The sequence below is a fragment of the Massilia sp. PWRC2 genome (assembly GCF_049896725.1).
Lineage (GTDB): Bacteria > Pseudomonadota > Gammaproteobacteria > Burkholderiales > Burkholderiaceae_D > JAFCUW01.
The window spans coordinates 249,084-265,444 of the sequence record NZ_JAFCUW010000007.1 but is presented as its reverse complement, the minus strand read 5'-3'; the positions used below and the strand labels follow the sequence as shown (position 1 = coordinate 265,444).

16 protein-coding genes and 1 tRNA gene are annotated in these 16,361 nt (G+C 61.7%); 11 read left to right on the top strand and 6 right to left on the bottom strand.

All coding sequences use genetic code 11. The features are described from left to right. Nucleotides 1-201 precede the first annotated feature (201 nt). The 4 genes from rnr to ACP7BZ_RS15520 all read left to right on the top strand — a co-directional run bounded on the left by rnr (nt 202) and on the right by ACP7BZ_RS15520 (nt 4,963). Nucleotides 202-2,673, top strand: coding sequence for a ribonuclease R (gene rnr, locus ACP7BZ_RS15535; RefSeq protein ID WP_426114680.1), 2,472 nt, complete (start codon nt 202-204; stop codon nt 2,671-2,673). Then, nucleotides 2,670-3,416, top strand: a complete 747-nt coding sequence (gene rlmB, locus ACP7BZ_RS15530; RefSeq protein ID WP_426114678.1) for a 23S rRNA (guanosine(2251)-2'-O)-methyltransferase RlmB — start codon at nt 2,670-2,672, stop codon at nt 3,414-3,416. The genes rnr and rlmB overlap by 4 nt, the downstream gene beginning before the upstream one ends. 105 nt (nt 3,417-3,521) lie before the next feature. Then, entirely contained in the window at nt 3,522-4,259 is a 738-nt protein-coding gene (gene cysE / locus ACP7BZ_RS15525; RefSeq protein WP_426114676.1) for a serine O-acetyltransferase, read from the top strand. Nucleotides 4,260-4,270: 11 nt separating this feature from the next. Continuing rightward, nucleotides 4,271-4,963, top strand: coding sequence for a YceH family protein (locus tag ACP7BZ_RS15520; RefSeq protein WP_426114674.1), 693 nt, complete (start codon nt 4,271-4,273; stop codon nt 4,961-4,963). 101 nt (nt 4,964-5,064) lie between these two features. Here ACP7BZ_RS15520 and ACP7BZ_RS15515 read toward each other — a convergent pair whose 3' ends face one another. From ACP7BZ_RS15515 to ACP7BZ_RS15490, 6 genes are all read right to left on the bottom strand, one after another. Next, nucleotides 5,065-6,054, bottom strand: a complete 990-nt coding sequence (locus ACP7BZ_RS15515) for a hypothetical protein (RefSeq protein ID WP_426114673.1) — start codon at nt 6,052-6,054, stop codon at nt 5,065-5,067. Next, a complete protein-coding gene (locus tag ACP7BZ_RS15510) occupies nt 6,051-6,923 on the bottom strand; it encodes an ABC transporter ATP-binding protein (protein WP_426114671.1) in 873 nt (290 codons plus the stop codon). The genes ACP7BZ_RS15515 and ACP7BZ_RS15510 overlap by 4 nt, the downstream gene beginning before the upstream one ends. Next, nucleotides 6,920-7,288 (bottom strand): GntR family transcriptional regulator, encoded by a 369-nt coding sequence (locus tag ACP7BZ_RS15505; protein WP_426114782.1) that lies wholly within the window; start codon nt 7,286-7,288, stop codon nt 6,920-6,922. The genes ACP7BZ_RS15510 and ACP7BZ_RS15505 overlap by 4 nt, the downstream gene beginning before the upstream one ends. Before the next feature lie 273 nt (nt 7,289-7,561). Then, nucleotides 7,562-8,317, bottom strand: a complete 756-nt coding sequence (locus tag ACP7BZ_RS15500; RefSeq protein ID WP_426114670.1) for a UDP-2,3-diacylglucosamine diphosphatase — start codon at nt 8,315-8,317, stop codon at nt 7,562-7,564. Nucleotides 8,318-8,352: 35 nt separating this feature from the next. Continuing rightward, nucleotides 8,353-8,844 (bottom strand): peptidylprolyl isomerase, encoded by a 492-nt coding sequence (locus ACP7BZ_RS15495; protein WP_426114668.1) that lies wholly within the window; start codon nt 8,842-8,844, stop codon nt 8,353-8,355. Nucleotides 8,845-8,899: 55 nt separating this feature from the next. After that, nucleotides 8,900-9,508: a peptidylprolyl isomerase gene (locus ACP7BZ_RS15490; RefSeq protein WP_426114666.1), complete on the bottom strand. Its 609-nt coding sequence runs from the start codon at nt 9,506-9,508 to the stop codon at nt 8,900-8,902. A 263-nt stretch (nt 9,509-9,771) separates the two neighbouring features. Between ACP7BZ_RS15490 and cysS the strand changes: the two genes are divergently transcribed. The 7 genes from cysS to ACP7BZ_RS15455 all read left to right on the top strand — a co-directional run bounded on the left by cysS (nt 9,772) and on the right by ACP7BZ_RS15455 (nt 16,251). Then, nucleotides 9,772-11,151 carry a cysteine--tRNA ligase gene (gene cysS / locus ACP7BZ_RS15485; protein WP_426114664.1) on the top strand — a complete coding sequence of 460 codons (1,380 nt, stop codon included), beginning with the start codon at nt 9,772-9,774 and terminating at the stop codon, nt 11,149-11,151. Beyond that, nucleotides 11,151-11,810 carry a DNA-3-methyladenine glycosylase family protein gene (locus tag ACP7BZ_RS15480; RefSeq protein ID WP_426114781.1) on the top strand — a complete coding sequence of 220 codons (660 nt, stop codon included), beginning with the start codon at nt 11,151-11,153 and terminating at the stop codon, nt 11,808-11,810. Before cysS ends, ACP7BZ_RS15480 begins: the two co-directional genes overlap by 1 nt. 112 nt (nt 11,811-11,922) lie before the next feature. After that, nucleotides 11,923-12,900 carry an acetyl-CoA carboxylase carboxyltransferase subunit alpha gene (locus tag ACP7BZ_RS15475; RefSeq protein WP_426114662.1) on the top strand — a complete coding sequence of 326 codons (978 nt, stop codon included), beginning with the start codon at nt 11,923-11,925 and terminating at the stop codon, nt 12,898-12,900. A gap of 7 nt (nt 12,901-12,907) precedes the next feature. Beyond that, complete coding sequence (gene tilS, locus ACP7BZ_RS15470; RefSeq protein WP_426114660.1) at nt 12,908-14,317, top strand: tRNA lysidine(34) synthetase TilS; 1,410 nt, start codon at nt 12,908-12,910, stop codon at nt 14,315-14,317. Between the two features lie 118 nt (nt 14,318-14,435). Next, entirely contained in the window at nt 14,436-15,683 is a 1,248-nt protein-coding gene (locus ACP7BZ_RS15465) for an aspartate kinase (RefSeq protein ID WP_426114658.1), read from the top strand. Nucleotides 15,684-15,777: 94 nt separating this feature from the next. Then, nucleotides 15,778-15,870: transfer RNA gene (locus ACP7BZ_RS15460), tRNA-Ser, on the top strand. Between the two features lie 165 nt (nt 15,871-16,035). Beyond that, complete coding sequence (locus tag ACP7BZ_RS15455) at nt 16,036-16,251, top strand: Arm DNA-binding domain-containing protein (protein WP_426114656.1); 216 nt, start codon at nt 16,036-16,038, stop codon at nt 16,249-16,251. Nucleotides 16,252-16,361 lie beyond the last annotated feature (110 nt).

Genomic DNA, 16,361 nt, shown 5'->3' with positions numbered 1-16,361 from the left:
ATTATAGCGGAACAAATTGAAATGTCAAAGTGCCGAAAACGGATTTTTTCGACAAGTCATTTCCTTTCAATAAGTGACCTGCGCCGCGTTAGGCAATTCACGGTGTCGTCCGTTACACTATGCAAAATGGCGTGTCAATCTACTCACTTCAGTGAACCGGGCGTCTACCGCGAGCACTGTCAAATACATTAAGAAAACGATTTGAACCAACCTACACATACCATCCCCAGCCGCGAGGATATTCTCGGCATTTTTCGCGACGCCCAGTCGCCGCTCGACGCTAACGCGCTGGCCAAGGCCCTGAAGGTCGACGACGACGCCATCCACGTGTTGTCGCGCCGCCTCAACGCCATGGAGCGCGACGGCCAGCTCGAGTCGGACCAGGCGGGGCAGTTTGCCCTGGCCGACCATTCCGGCTTTGTCGCCGGTAAGGTCAGCGCCCACCGCGACGGTTTTGGCTTTGTCATCCCGGATGAGCCGGGCGAGGACCTGTTCCTCAATGACAAAGAAATGCAAAAAGTCTTGCATGGCGATAAAGTACTGGCCCGCGTGACCGGTACCGACCGCCGCGGCCGCAAGGAAGCGACTATCGTCGAAGTGGTCAGCCGTGCCAACAGCCATGTGATCGGCCGCCTGCTCAATGAAAACGGCGTCTGGCTGATTGCTCCCGAAGACAAGCGCATCGGCCAGGACATCCTGATCGCCGGCGGTCCCGGCAAGGCCAAGGCTGGCCAGATCGTCAGCGTCGAAGTGGTCGAGCAACCATCGCGCTTCAAGCAGCCCACCGGCCGCGTGGTCGAAGTGCTCGGTGACCTCGACGACCCCGGTATGGAAATCGAAATTGCCGTGCGCAAGTTCGGCGTGCCCCACATTTTTTCCGAAGCCGCCCTCAACCAGGCGGCCAAGCTGCCGGCCGAAGTGCGCGATGGCGATCTGCTCGACCGTGTCGACTTGCGCGACGTGCCGCTGGTGACCATCGATGGCGAAGACGCCCGTGACTTCGATGACGCCGTGTATTGCGAGCCGGTGCGTATCGGCGATGAAAACTGTTTCCGCCTGCTGGTCGCGATTGCCGACGTCAGCCATTACGTCAAGCCCAACGACGCCCTCGATGGTGACGCCCTCGAGCGCAGCACCTCGGTGTACTTCCCCCGCCGCGTCATTCCGATGCTGCCGGAGAAGCTGTCGAACGGACTGTGTTCGCTCAACCCTGCGGTCGACCGCCTGACCCTGGTGTGCGACATGGTGGTGTCGTCCACCGGCGCCGTCACCGCCTACCAGTTCTACCCGGCGGTGATCCATTCGGCCGCGCGCCTGACCTATAACGAAGTGGCCGCCACGCTGGGCGAGCCCAAGGGCGAAGAGGCGCAGCGCCGGCCGGCCATCGTGCCGCACCTGCAAAACCTGTTCAAGGTCTACCAGGCGCTGCACCAGGCGCGCCAGAAACGCGGCGCCATCGATTTCGAGACCACCGAAACGTATATCGTCTGCAATGCGCTGGGCAAGATCGAAAAGATCATTCCGCGCACCCGCAACGAAGCGCACAAGCTGATCGAAGAGTGCATGTTGTCGGCCAACGTGTGCGCCGCCGACTTGCTGATTCGCCACAAGCATCCGGGCACCTACCGCATTCACGCCTCACCGACCGAAGAAAAACTCAATCAGGTGCGCACCTTCCTCAAGCAGGTGGGGTTGAACCTGGGCGGCGGCGACAAGCCGGCGGCCAACGATTACGCCATCTTGATGCGCCAGGTAAAAGAGCGCCCCGACGCGGCGCTGCTGCAAACCATGCTGTTGCGCTCGATGCAGCAGGCGGTCTACAGCCCCGACAACATCGGTCACTTCGGCCTGGCCTACGAGGCGTATGCCCACTTCACCAGCCCGATCCGCCGCTATCCCGACCTGCTCACGCACCGTGCCATCAAGGCGATTTTGCTGGGCAAAAAGTATGAGCCGAAGGGCATCGACCTGGCCAGCCTGAATTCCACCGTGTCGAATGCGACCCGCAAGAAGCAGGCCAAGGACAAGGCGGCCGGTACCCAGAAGCAGGACAAGGATCTGACCATCTGGGATGCGCTGGGTGTGCACTGTTCGGCCAATGAACGGCGTGCCGATGAAGCCTCGCGCGATGTCGAAGCCTGGCTCAAGTGCTACTTCATCAAGGACAAGCTGGGCGAAGAATTTACCGGCATGATTGTCGGCGTCACCAGCTTCGGCATTTTCGTCCAGCTCGACGACCTGTACGTCGAGGGCCTGGTCCACATTACCGAACTCGGTACCGACTTCTTCCAGTACGACGATTCGCGCCACGAACTGCGCGGCGAGCGCACCGGCAAGCGTTACCAGCTGACCGACAAGGTCACCGTGCAGGTGGCCCGCGTCGACCTGGAAGCGCGCAAGATCGACCTGGTCATGGCGGGCAAGGTCAATGACGAGGTCGACGGCACCGGCGTGCCCAAGAGCGCCGCCGCCAAGGCGCAGGAAGCCAAGCCAGCCAAGGCATCCGGCAAACCGGCGATGAGCGAGGCGACGGCGCCGTCGCGTTACGATCTCGATACATCGGTCGACGGCGCCTCCAGCGCGGCTGCCAAGCCAGCCTCGGCCAAACGCAGCAAAGGCGCGGCCAAGCCGGCCGCGCCAGCAAAAACCAGCAAGAAGAAACGTGCACAATGAAGAATAAAATGATTTTCGGCTTCCACGCCGTCAACGCGCGGCTGCGCCATGAAGCGTCGTCAGTGGAAGAAATTTTTGTCGATGCGGGCCGCCAGGATCGCCGCATGCACGACCTGATCGCCGGCGCCAAGGCGCTCGGCGTGCGCGTCATGCCGGTCGACTCGGCCCGCCTGGACAAAATCGTCGGCACCCGCCGTCACCAGGGCGTGATCGCCTTCGCCAGCCAGCTGGCGCTGGCGCGCAACCTCGATGAACTGTTAGATGCCATCGAAGGTCCGCCGCTGCTGCTCATTCTCGACGGTATTACCGACCCGCACAACCTGGGCGCCTGCCTGCGGGTGGCGGACGGGGTCGGCGCGCACGCCGTGATCGTGCCGAAAGACCGCGCTGTGGGTCTGAATGCAACGGCTGCCAAGGTCGCCAGCGGCGCCGCCGAAACGGTGCCGTACATCACGGTCACCAATCTGGCGCGCACCATGCGCGAGCTGAAAGAGCGCGACATCCTGCTGATCGGCACCACCGACGACGCCGACCGTGGCCTCTACGAAGCCGATTTCACCGGCCCGGCGGCGCTGGTGATGGGCTCGGAAGGCGAGGGCATGCGCCGCCTGACGCGCGAGACCTGCGATGTGCTGGTCGGTATTCCGATGTTCGGTTCCGTTGAAAGCCTGAACGTCTCGGTGGCTTCGGGTGTGTGCCTGTACGAGGCGCGCCGCCAGCGGATCGGCAAAGAAGGCGTCTGATCCGCCAGCCCCCCGGCGGGCCGCCCGGCCTGCCCATCGAGCATGATGGCGGCCGATGCGCTACCATGACGCTCTCGCAACTGTCGCCCCTTCCGCTCCTGCCGCATGTTTTCCCACCTTTCTGACGATATCAAGAGCATCATCGAACGCGATCCTGCGGCCCGCAACGGTTTCGAGGTGATCACTTGTTATCCGGGCTTTCAGGCGATCATGATGCACCGCTGGGCGCACCGCTGCTGGGTCAATCAGCTCAAGTGGCTGGGCCGCTTTATTTCTTACCTCGCCCGCATTATTACCGGCATCGAAATCCACCCCGGCGCCACCATCGGCCGGCGCGTGTTCATCGATCACGGCTTCGGCGTCGTCATCGGCGAGACGGCCGTGGTGGGCAATGACTGCACCATCTACCAGGGTGTCACGCTGGGTGGCACGTCGCTCAGCAGCGGCGCCAAGCGCCATCCGACGCTCGAGCGGGGGGTGATCGTCGGCGCTGGCGCCCAGGTGCTCGGCGCGTTCACGGTCGGCGAGTATGCCAAGATCGGCTCGAACGCCGTCGTCGTCAAGCCGGTACCGGCCGGCGCCACTGCGGTTGGCAATCCCGCCCACCTGGTGCGCAAGGATGTCGATGGCCGCAGCGCGCAGCTGTTTTCGGCGTATGGCGTGACGCCCAATGGCGACGATCCGCTGTCGAAAGCCCTGCATGGCCTGATCAATCACGCCGCCCGCCAGGATGAGCAGCTGGAGCGCATGATGGTGATCTTGAAGCAGGCAGGGCTGTGCTGCCCGAGCACCCCTGACGGTGATAAACTCGACACCCTGCAATTGAACAAACTCGTCGATTAAGGATCTTCCGGATGACCATCGAACACGGCGCTGCAGTAGTGGATATCCCCGATCAGCCCGATCAGCTCGATCCCTTTGAAGTGCGGGTGCTGGCCGTGCTGGCCGAAAAAGAAGCGCTCACGCCGGACAACTATCCGCTCTCGCTGAACACGCTGACCAATGGCTGCAACCAGCTCTCGAGCCGCGATCCCGTCATGCAGTTGTCCGAGGAGACGGTGGCCGAGGTGTTGCAGCGGCTAATGCAGCGGAAATTCGTCAGCGGCGTCACCCAGGCCGGCGCGCGGGTGGTCAAGTACGAGCACCGCATGCGCGTCAAATGGACGCTGGAACAGGACAAGCTGGCGGTGCTGGCCATCCTGATGCTGCGCGGACTGCAAACGGCGGGCGAGATCCGCACCCGCAGCGGCCGCATGCACGATTTCAAGTCGGTGGCGGAGGTCGAATCGAGCTTGCAATTTCTGATCGATAAATACCCGCCGCTGGTGTCGAAACTGAGCCTGGCGCCGGGCACCAAGGAACCCCGCTACGGCCACCGGTTGGCCGGTGACGCCGCACTGGCGCGGCAAGAGTCGGCCTTTGGCGCCGTCAGCACGCCGGCCGCCGGCGGCCGGACCGCGCAGCTCGAGCAGGAGATCGCCGCGCTGCGCGCCGAAGTCGATGATTTAAAAGCGCAGTTTGCCGCTTTTAAGCAGCAGTTCGAATAGGCACTACGGGGACCGGCGCCGCAGCGACCTGTCCCAACGATGGCTGACCAAAGCGCATCAAGCCATCTGCCGTCGAGCCTTTAGCCCTCAGCCCTCAGCCCTTAGCCTTCATCCCGCCAGCGCCGCAGCCGCATCGCACCATACAACATCAGCACCGCCGCCGCCACGCCGATCCACACGGTGGGCTGGGCCAGGGTCAGCCACGATTGCACGAACACATTGCCGGCGTCGACATGTTGGTCAGCATCGAGCAGAGTGCGCGATGAGACTGCACCAAACGGCAGCCAGAAACCAGGCACCACGCTGCCCAGACCGCGCAGCACGATGTGTTCGCCAATCCAGTGAACATCGATGGCCACCCCCATCAGCGACATCGTCATGTAGCTCAGCCAGCGCAGCAGGGCCAGCACCAGCAGCGGCACGCCGACCGCCCACAGAAATACTTTCGAGCGCACCAGCGACGACATCAGCAGCAGGTAGGCGACGGTGGGCAGTGCCCACAGCGCGTACACCGGCAACAGACCGAGCATCTGCAGGGGCGCCAGCCAGAACGCCGGGTTGGCCAGTACCGCGCCGACGATATGGACGCCAAACAGGCCCGCGCCGAACAGGCACAGCAATACGATCACCAGCGCCGCGACGATGCCGATCACAAAGGTGACGATGGGTGCCAGCACCAGTGCCGCGAGCGCTTTCGACAGCACGGTATCGCGGTCGGAGATGGGCAGCGACTTCCAGAACAGGATGCTGCGATCGCGGCGGTCGTCATACAGCGCCGACAGGCAATAAAAGAACACCACGAAAGGCAGCACGCCGAACAGCGGGGCGGCAGCGACGATGTAGCCGTTGGCAACGCCGTTCGCCATGGCCGCGCGCGCCTGCGGCCCCATCGCGCTCATCACCACGGCGCTACGGGTAAATTCGTTGCCGTTGATGACCACATGGGCGTTCATCGCTGGCGACATGAAACCGAACACCAGGGTGGCCGCCACCATCGCCACCATCACCAGTGCGACCACCGCCGGGGCCCAGAAAAACGCGCCTTTGTGTTCCCAGTATTCGCGGCGCAGCAACCATTTGAGGGTATTCATGCGGTCGGTCCTTTCATGGTGGCGACGAACAGGTCGGCCACGCTGATGTTGCGGGTTTCGCCGATGCCGGCCAGTTGCGCGCGGCTGACGCCGCCCGGTCCGGCCGAGTCGAACAGCATCACCGACTTGCCGAACACGCTGCGCTTGTTGATGGGCTGCAGGGCGTTGGCAGCATTAAATTTCTCGCTCGGCACCATCACCTCGGTGTAGCGCTCGCTCACTTCTTCCATCGAGGCGGCCAGCACGATCTTGCCATCGCGGATGAACATCAGGTCGGTCAGGATATGTTCGACTTCCTCGACCTGGTGGGTGGTGATGACGATGGTCTTGCCTTCATCAAAATAGTCTTCCAGCAGATTCTGGTAAAACTGTTTACGGTAAATGATGTCCAGGCCCAGGGTCGGCTCATCGAGCACCAGCAGTTTGGCGTCGATCGCCATCACCAGTGCCAGGTGCAGCTGCACCACCATGCCCTTGGACATGGCCTTGACCTTCATCGCTGGCGTCAGCTTGGTGGCGGCGAGGTAGCGCTCGGCCTTGCTGCGGTCGAAGCGCGGATGGATGCCGGCGACGAAATCGATGGCGTCGCCCACCCGCAGCCAGCGCGGCAGGATGGCGACGTCGGCAATGAAGCAGACTTCCTTCATCAGCTCGTCGCGCTCGGTGCGCGGATCGAAACCGAGCACATCGAGCTTACCTTCGAACGGCACCAGGCCCAGCGCCGCTTTCAGGGTGGTGGTCTTGCCCGAGCCGTTGGGACCGATCAAGCCGACGATGCGGCCGGCGCCGATGGTAAAACTGACGTCGTCGACGGCGATCTGCTGGCCGTAGCGCTTCGACAGGCCGCTGGCGGTGATGACGGCGCTCATGCGTCGGCCACCGGTGCGGCGCTGCGCAGCAACTGCTCGACATCGAGACCGAGGCGGCGGATCCGTTCCACCATCGCCGGCCATTCTTCGCGCACGAAGCGCTCGCGTTCGCTGGCCAATAGTTTTTCGCTGGCGCCTGCCGTCATGTACATGCCGATTCCCCTTCTTTTTTCTACGAGATTGTCGTCGACCAGTTCCTGGTATGCCTTCGATACGGTGATCGGGTTGAGTTGATAGTCGGCTGCCACCTGGCGCACCGAAGGCAGGGCGTCACCTGCCTTGAGGTCACCGTCGAGCATCATCTCCAGGACCTTTTCTTTTAGTTGCCGATAGATTGGCGTGTGCTCGTTCCAGCCGGGCGTCATCATGGTTGATGCCCCCGCTGGCCGGGCGCTGGTACAAGTGCGTGTTGCATGGTGCCTCCCCGCTGTGATTGGTGTTGTAGTGAACTATAACACCGTCACAGGGCGTCGCAAGCAGTTTCGGATATGCATGCGAACGCCGGTGCGCCGCGGTCGGGCCTGCTTGTCAGGGACTTATTATTGACGATGAATCAACGTTTGACTACGAAAACTTTGGCGATGATGTTCTCGGCGCGGCGCTGGGGATGTGCCGGCACTGACCGTGAGAGTGCCCCGTCAATCGCTGCCGTTGCAGTCGTGGCGGCGGATGACGCCGTCGGCCGCGATGGCGATCCAGCCGCCGCGCACGGGCCCGTCATCGCATTCCCAGTCGGGCAGCACATAGCGGCGGCGGGCGCCGTCGACGTGCAGGGCAGGGCGGTGGGTGTGTCCATGGATGATGATGTCGCAAGCACTGCTGACATGCAGGGCGTCGATGGCTAGCTTCGTCACATCCATGATGGCCATGCTCTTGCCCGCGTGGGCGTCGCGGCTGCCATCGCGCAGGCCGGCGATGATGGCCTTGCGCTGCGCTAGCGGTAGGGCCAGAAATTGCTGTTGCCAGGCGCGTTCGCGCACCTGCGCGCGAAACGCCATATAGGCGCTGTCGCCGGTGCATTCGGCGTCGCCGTGCACCAGCACCACGCGGGTGCCGGCAATCGTTGCCAGGTGTGGCTCGGCCAGCAGGGTCAGGGCGCAGGCATGGGCAAACCGGGCGCCGACCAGGAAGTCGCGGTTGCCGGCGATCCAGAACACGGCCACACCAGCGTCGGCCACGCGGCGCAGGGCAGCGACGACCGTGGCATTGAAGGGGGAATCGAGGTCGTCGTCACCTGCCCAGTATTCGAACAGGTCGCCGAGAAGATACAGCTGCTCGGCATGCAGCGCGCGCTCGGCCAGGAAGCGGAAAAACGCCTCGGCCGTGCGCGGGTGCGATGCCTGCAGGTGCAGGTCAGAAATAAAATACGCGGCAATGCGCGCCGGCTGGCTCATGGCCGTTGCCTGTGGAACCAGCCGTTGGTACGCAATTACAGAACTTCGACTTTTTCGATGATCACGGCGTCGCTCGGGACGTCGGCGTGCATGCCGCTGCGGCTGGTTTTGACCTTGTTGATCTGGTCGACGATGTCGGTGCCTTCGGTGACTTTGCCGAACACGGCGTAGCCCCAGCCGTCCTGGCCTGGATAGTCGAGGAAGGCATTGTTCTTGGTATTGATGAAGAACTGCGCCGACGCCGAGTGCGGATCCGAGGTACGTGCCATGGCCAGCGTGTACTTGTCGTTTTTCAGACCGTTCTTGGCTTCGTTTTCAACCGTTTGTGGCGCCGCTTTTTGCTTCATGCCAGGTTCGAAACCGCCGCCCTGGATCATGAAATCGCTGATCACACGGTGAAAAATCGTGTTGTTGTAATGGCCTTCGCTGGCGTACTTGATAAAGTTGGCAACCGTTTTCGGCGCTTTCGCCTCGTCCAGTTCAGCCGTGATGGCGCCCATATTGGTGGTGATCAGTACTTTGGTCATGACAGTCCTTTTGATGAATGGGTAAAAATGGTGCGTCTGGTTTGCGGATGTTATTTTATTTGGCCTTGACCACGCTGGCGCCGGTGATCACGATGGGCACCACCGGCACGTTTTGCTGGCCCTTGACGTCGTCGACGACGACGCCCTTGATGTTGTCGACCACGTCCTGGCCCTGGATGACCTTGCCGAATACGGTATAGCCGAAGCCATCCCGCCCCGGATAATCGAGGGCGCTGTTGTCGGCGACATTGATAAAAAACTGCGAGGTCGCTGAATTTGGGTCGCCCGTGCGCGCCATGGCCACCGAATAGGTCACATTCAGCAAACCATTATTGGCTTCGTTCTGGATCGGCTTGAGCGTTTTTTTGGTGACCAGCTGCGCATCCATACCGCCACCCTGGATCATGAAGCCATCGATGACGCGGTGAAAGACGGTGCCCTTGTAATGGCCGTTCTTGACGTACTGGAGAAAATTGGCCACCGTTTTGGGCGCCTTTTCCTGGTCCAGTTCGAGCACGATCTCGCCCATGCTGGTCTTGAGCGCCACTTGTGGCAATTTGGCCGGCTCGGCGGCGAGCACGGCGCCGAAGGACAGGCCGAGCAGCACGCTCAAGCCGCGGCCAAGCCAGCTGGCGGTGGATTTTCGAAACAAATTGGCGGACATGGCAGCTTTCACAAGGTGGAGTTAACGCAAAGCGCTGTCAAGCGCTGTGCAGAAAAATAAACCTTGGCCATATGCGGCCAGAGGGGTTTTTATCAATGCTATACTTTCGCGCAGAACGTCCATTCTATCAAATAAGAACAATACAGAGGGCCGTGACGATATCGAACCATCAACCGCTGCCGGTGCGTGCCCCCGAGGATTCCGCACCCCCGTCAGCTATGGTTTGTGCCGTCGCGGCTGCTGCTATTCACCGCAAGAGCCCGATGAGCCAACTGAAGATTTACAACACGCTCGCGCGTGACAAACAGGACTTCGTCCCCATCGTCCCCGGTCAGGTCGGCATGTACGTGTGCGGCATGACCATTTACGATTACTGCCACATCGGCCACGCGCGCATGATGATGGCCTTCGATGTGGTCTATCGCTGGCTCACGGCGTCCGGTTACCAGGTCAATTATGTCCGCAATATCACCGATATCGAGGACAAGATCATCCGCCGCGCGGTGGACAATGGCGAATCGATTTATTCGCTCACTTCCCGTTTCGAGCGCTACATGGACGAAGACACCCGGGCGCTGGGCATCCTGCCTCCCACGCTGGTGCCGCACGCCACCAAGTACGTGCCGCAAATGCTCGGCATCATCGAGCTGCTCGAACAAAAAGGCTTGGCCTACCGCGCCGACGATGGCGACGTCAATTATGCGGTGCGCAATTTTCCCGGCTACGGCAAGCTCTCCGGCAAGTCGCTCGACGACTTGCGCGCTGGCGAACGGGTCGACGTCAATACAGGCAAGCGCGACGCCCTCGACTTCGTGCTGTGGAAGGCGTCGAAGGATGACGAGCCGGCCGAAGTCAAATGGCCGTCGAAATGGGGCAGTGGGCGGCCGGGCTGGCACATCGAGTGCTCGGCCATGTCGTGCGCCACCCTCGGTGAGCATTTCGATATCCATGGCGGCGGCGCCGATTTGCAGTTCCCCCACCACGAAAACGAAATCGCCCAGTCCGAAGGTGCTTTCGGTCAGCCAATGGTCAACTACTGGCTGCACAATGGTCATGTGCGGGTCGACAACGAGAAAATGTCCAAGTCGCTGGGCAATTTTTTCACGATCCGTGATGTGCTGGCCAGGTACGACGCCGAAGTGCTGCGCTTCTTTATTTTAAAAGCGCACTATCGCAGCCCCCTCAATTATTCGGACGCCCACCTCGACGATGCCAAGCTTGGCCTCACCCGTCTTTACACGGCGCTCGATGGCATCGAAGCGGACCTCGCTGCACCTGACTGGAGCAGCCCCCACGGCGTGCGCTTTGCCGATGCCATGAACGATGACTTCAACACGCCAATTGCCATTGCCGTGCTGTTCGATATGGTCAGTGAACTCAATAAAACGCGCTCGAGCGCGCTGGCCGGCCAGTTGCGCGCGCTGGCCGATGTCATCGGTCTGCTGGGCCGCAGCGCCCAGCAATTCCTGCAGGGTGATGCCAGCGCCGACGATGATCACATCGCCGCCCTGATCGCAGCCCGCAGCGCCGCCAAAAAAGCGAAAAATTTCAGCGAATCGGACCGCATTCGCGCCGACCTGCTGGCCACCGGCGTCATCCTCGAAGACAAGCCGGACGGCACCACCAACTGGCGTCGTGCATGATGGCGCTCAACAAGGACGCCGTCGGCAATGCCGCCCTCCTCATTGAAGTACCCGCCTACTGGGAGCAGGCCAAGCTCGAGCTGATGAAGCGCGACCGCATCATGAAAAAGCTGATCCCCCAGTTCGGCGACCTGCACCTGGTCGGCCATCCCGACCCGTTTACCACGCTGGCCCGTTCGATCGTCGGCCAGCAGGTGACCAATAAGGTGGCCGACGCCGCCTGGGCCAAGCTGCTGGCGGCCTGTCCCAAAATCACCCCGGCGCAAGTGATCAAGGCGGGTGCCGAGCAACTGGGCGGCTGCGGTTTGTCCAAGCGCAAGACCGAATACATCCTCGACCTGGCCGACCACTTCAAGGCCAAGCGCGTGCACACCAACCTGTGGGCCGAAATGGCCGACGAAGCGGTGATTGCCGAACTGGTGCAAATCCGCGGCATCACCCGCTGGACTGCCGAGATGTTCCTGATTTTTAACCTGCTGCGGCCGAATGTGCTGCCGCTGGACGACCCCGGTCTGATCCACGGCATCAGCCACAATTATTTTTCCGGTGAGCCTGTCTCGCGCAGCGATGCGCGGGAAGTGTCGGCCAACTGGGAACCGTGGCGTACAGTTGCCACCTGGTATTTGTGGCGTAGCCTCGATCCCGCTGCGGTAGAATAGACGATGGCAGGCCGCGCCGAGACTGGTTGCGGCCTGCAATTATTGCAACGGTAGCGCCCGTGCTGGCGGTGGGTGCAGCAGGCGCTTCCTGTGAAATTCCTTCGGAGTACCAATGAATAAAACAACTTTCCTCAATTTTGAGCAGCCTATTGCCGAGCTCGATTCCAAGATTGAAGAGCTGCGTTTCGTGCAAGACGATTCCGCTGTCGACATCTCCGAAGAGATCGACCGCCTGGCCAAAAAAAGCCAGCAGCTGACCAAGGACATTTACGCCAAGCTCACGCCGTGGCAGGTGTCGCAAATCGCCCGCCATCCGCAGCGTCCCTACACCATGGACTACGTCAACGAAATCTTCACCGATTTCCACGAACTGCATGGCGACCGCTCCTACGCCGACGATCTGTCGATCGTTGGCGGCTTGGCCCGCTTCAATGGCCAGGCTTGCATGGTGATCGGTCACCAGAAAGGGCGCGACACCAAGGAGCGCGCGCTGCGCAATTTCGGCATGCCCAAGCCGGAAGGCTATCGCAAGGCCATGCGCCTGATGAAAGTGGCGGAAAAATTCGGCCTGCCCATTTTTACCTTTGTCGATACGCCCGGTGCCTTCCCCGGTATCGATGCCGAAGAGCGCGGTCAGTCCGAAGCGATCGGCCACAATCTGTACGTCATGGCCGAACTGAAAGTGCCGCTGATCGCCACCATCATCGGTGAAGGCGGCTCCGGCGGCGCGCTGGCCATTGCCGTCGGCGACGCCGTGCTGATGCTGCAATATGCGACCTATTCGGTGATTTCTCCGGAAGGCTGCGCCTCGATCCTGTGGAAAACCGCCGAGCGCGCATCCGACGCTGCCGATGCGCTCGGCCTGACGGCGCACCGCCTGAAGGCGATGGGCCTGATCGACAAGATCATCAACGAGCCGCTCGGTGGCGCCCACCGCGATCCGAAAGCCATGGCCACCATGCTCAAGCGGGCACTGGCCGATTCGCTGCGCCAGTTCCAGGGCATGAAAACGCGCGAACTGATCGATACCCGCCATCAGAAACTGATGAGCTACGGTAAATTCAAAGAAACCCTGCCAGCAGAAGAGTGAAGTCTCAGTGAGTCGATCTACCACCGGCAGTCTGCCGGACATCTTCGCGCGCGCCCTGGCGGCGCTGCGCCAGGGCAGTCGCCCGGCGCTTGCCATCGCCTACAGCGGCGGCCTCGATTCCTCGGTGCTGCTGCACCTGGCCCACAGTTGGGCCAGCGCGCATGACGTCGCCCTGTTTGCCTTCCATGTCCACCACGGTCTCAGCCCGAACGCCGACGCCTGGCTGGCGCATTGCCGCGCCCAGTGTAAAGCGCTGAACGTGCGTTTTGACGCCAGCCATGTCACCCTGCAAAAGAACAAATCCGGGATCGAGGCGGCCGCCCGCAAGCTGCGTTACGCGGCGCTGGGCGCCCTGTGCGGGCGGCATGGCGTCGAACTGATGCTCACTGCCCACCATCTTAACGACCAGGCCGAGACGGTGCTGCTGCAATTGCTGCGCGGCTCAGGCATGGCCGGCCTGTCGGGCATGGACGGCGCCAACAGCGCTCCTGAACTGCTTGGCAACGCCGCTCTGGTGATGGCGCGGCCGCTGCTGCCAGTGATACGCGAGGCCCTGGAAGCTTATGCCGGCGTCCATGGCATCAGCTGGATCGACGACGAATCGAACAGCGATCCCCGTTACGCGCGCAACGCGCTGCGCCTGCAGGTGATGCCGGCGCTGGCGGCCGCCTTTCCTGGCTTTCAGGAACGCTTTGCCCGTAGCGCAGCGCACGCGCAATCGGCCCAGCGTCTGCTGGCCGAGCTGGCCGAGAATGATTTGCGCGCCGTCCTGGTCGATGGCACCATCGAGGTCGCCCCCCTGCGGCTGCTGACGCTGGACCGCGTGCGCAACCTGCTGCGCTACTGGTTCAGTCTAAAACAGGTGCGCATGCCATCGGCTGCCTGGCTCGACGAGATGGTCAGCCAGCTGCTCGAAGCGCGCCCCGGCTCACAGATGCTGGTCAGCCATCCCGACTGCCATATTCGGCGCCACCGCGACCGCCTGTACATCGTCGACAAGCTCGATGAGCTGGCCGGCATGCGCGACCCCGACGATGACGGCGTGATCGTCCGCCATGCCGAGCGTTTTGTCTGGCAGGGCGAGGCGTCGCTCGACTTTCCCGATTACGGCGGCACCCTGCATTTCGATAGCGCCACACGCGGTTTCGATCCGGCCTGGCTGCGCGTGCAGCGCCTGCACATCGACTTTCGCGTCGGCGGCGAGCGCATCAAACTGGCCCACAACCGGCCGACGCGCAGCCTCAAGTACCACTACCAGGCGGTCAACGTGCCGGCGTGGGAGCGCACCCGCCTGCCGGTGGTGGGCGCCGGCAAGAGCGTGCTGTACGCGGCTGGCATCGGCATGGACTACCACCACCTGGTCGAAGGCGAGGGCAGCGTCGCGCTGCGCTGGGAAACCGCAGACCTTGCCACATAGCCGAAATCTGCATGACCTTATATCCACAAGGTATAGCTTTGTCGGCCCCGCTTCTTGTCATTCTGCATTGCAGCATGTAGAGTACGGCCTCTTTTTACCCTCTACCGAGAAACACCTTATGGCATTAATTGTCCACAAATATGGCGGCACGTCGATGGGCTCGACGGAACGGATCAAGAATGTCGCCATCCGCGTCGCCAAGTGGCACGATGCCGGCCACCAGGTGGTGGTGGTGCCGTCGGCCATGTCCGGGGAAACCAACCGTCTGATTGGCCTGGCGCGCGAAATCATGGGCCAGCCGGACCCCCGCGAGCTCGACATGATTTGCTCGACCGGCGAGCAGGTGTCGGTGGGATTGCTGGCGATGGCGCTGTTGGCGATCGGCAAGGATGCGGTCTCGTATGCGGGCTGGCAGGTGGCGATCAAGACCGATTCTTCGTTTACCAAGGCGCGCATCCAGTCGATTGACGATAAAAAAGTGCTGGCCGATCTGAACGCCGGCAAGGTGGTCATCATTACCGGCTTCCAGGGCGTCGATGAAGATGGCAACATCTCGACCCTGGGGCGTGGCGGTTCGGACACCTCGGCCGTGGCGATCGCCGCCGCCCTGAAGGCGGACGAATGCCTGATCTATACCGACGTCGACGGCGTCTACACGACCGACCCGCGGGTGGTGTCGGACGCGCGCCGCCTGAAGACGGTGACGTTCGAAGAAATGCTGGAAATGGCCTCGCTGGGATCGAAAGTGCTGCAAAGCCGCTCGGTCGAATTTGCCGGCAACTACCGCGTCCCCACCCGCGTGCTGTCGTCGCTGACCGACCCCCTGCTGCCCCTGCACGAAGAAGCCAATTCGGGCACCCTGATTTCGTTTGAGGAAGACAAAAATATGGAACAAGCTGTTATTTCCGGCATCGCTTTCAACCGCGATGAAGCCAAGATCACCATTCTGGGCGTGCCCGACAAGCCAGGCATCGCCTTCCATATCCTCGGACCGGTGGCTGACGCCAACATCGAAGTGGACATGATCATCCAGAACCAGTCGGTGGACGGCAAGACCGACTTTACCTTCACCGTCTCGCGCGGTGAGTACCAGAAGGCCATGGGCGTGCTCGAGTCCGTCAAGGGCGACATTGGTGCGGCCAGCGTGCTGGGCGACGCCAAGGTGTCGAAGGTGTCGGTGGTCGGCGTGGGCATGCGCAGCCACGTCGGGGTCGCCTCGCAGATGTTCCGCACGCTGTCGGAAGAGGGCATCAACATCCTGATGATTTCCACGTCAGAAATCAAAATTTCTGTCCTCATTGACGAGAAGTACATGGAGCTTGCGGTACGGGCCCTGCACAAAGCATTCGATTTGGAAAAAGAGTAAGAATTTAAAAAAAATGTCGGTCGTTCCATTGACCGAACGGGTAGCCAGCCAGTATGATTCTGGTCTTCTGCTGTAGCGACTGCGACACCAGAATGGAGACGTGGCCGAGTGGCCGAAGGCACATCCCTGCTAAGGATGCATACGGCTTATACCTGTATCGTGAGTTCGAATCTCACCGTCTCCGCCAAAACGTTGTTCTCGATCATCCGAGAATGTCTAAAAACCCGCTAATCTCATAGAGAAAGTGGGTTTTTTTTCGTCTCCAATCGTCCAGCGGCGCCCACGTAGCTCCAGCGAGTTTGGGAGCTTTTTTGGGGGCTCGCGAACAACCGTCCTGCGAGAGGCCCCCAAAATGCCGAAGCGCGTCGTCCCCCTCACTGATCTGCAGATTCGCAACGCCAAAAAGCGCGAGGCGCCGTACAAGCTGTTCGATGGCGGCGGCCTGTACCTTGAAGTTACCCCGGCCGGCTCCAGGCTGTGGCGCATGAAGTACCGGCAGCCGAACGGCAAGGAAAACAAGCTGCACTTCGGCGCCTATCCGGAGGTGTCGCTGAGTCAGGCGCGCTAGCAGCGCGACGCTGCCCGCCAGCTGTGCGCCGCGGGCACCGATCCTGGCCGTGTGCGCGACGAGCGTGCCCTGCACAGCAAGTATGCCGCCGGCAACACGTTTGAAGCGGT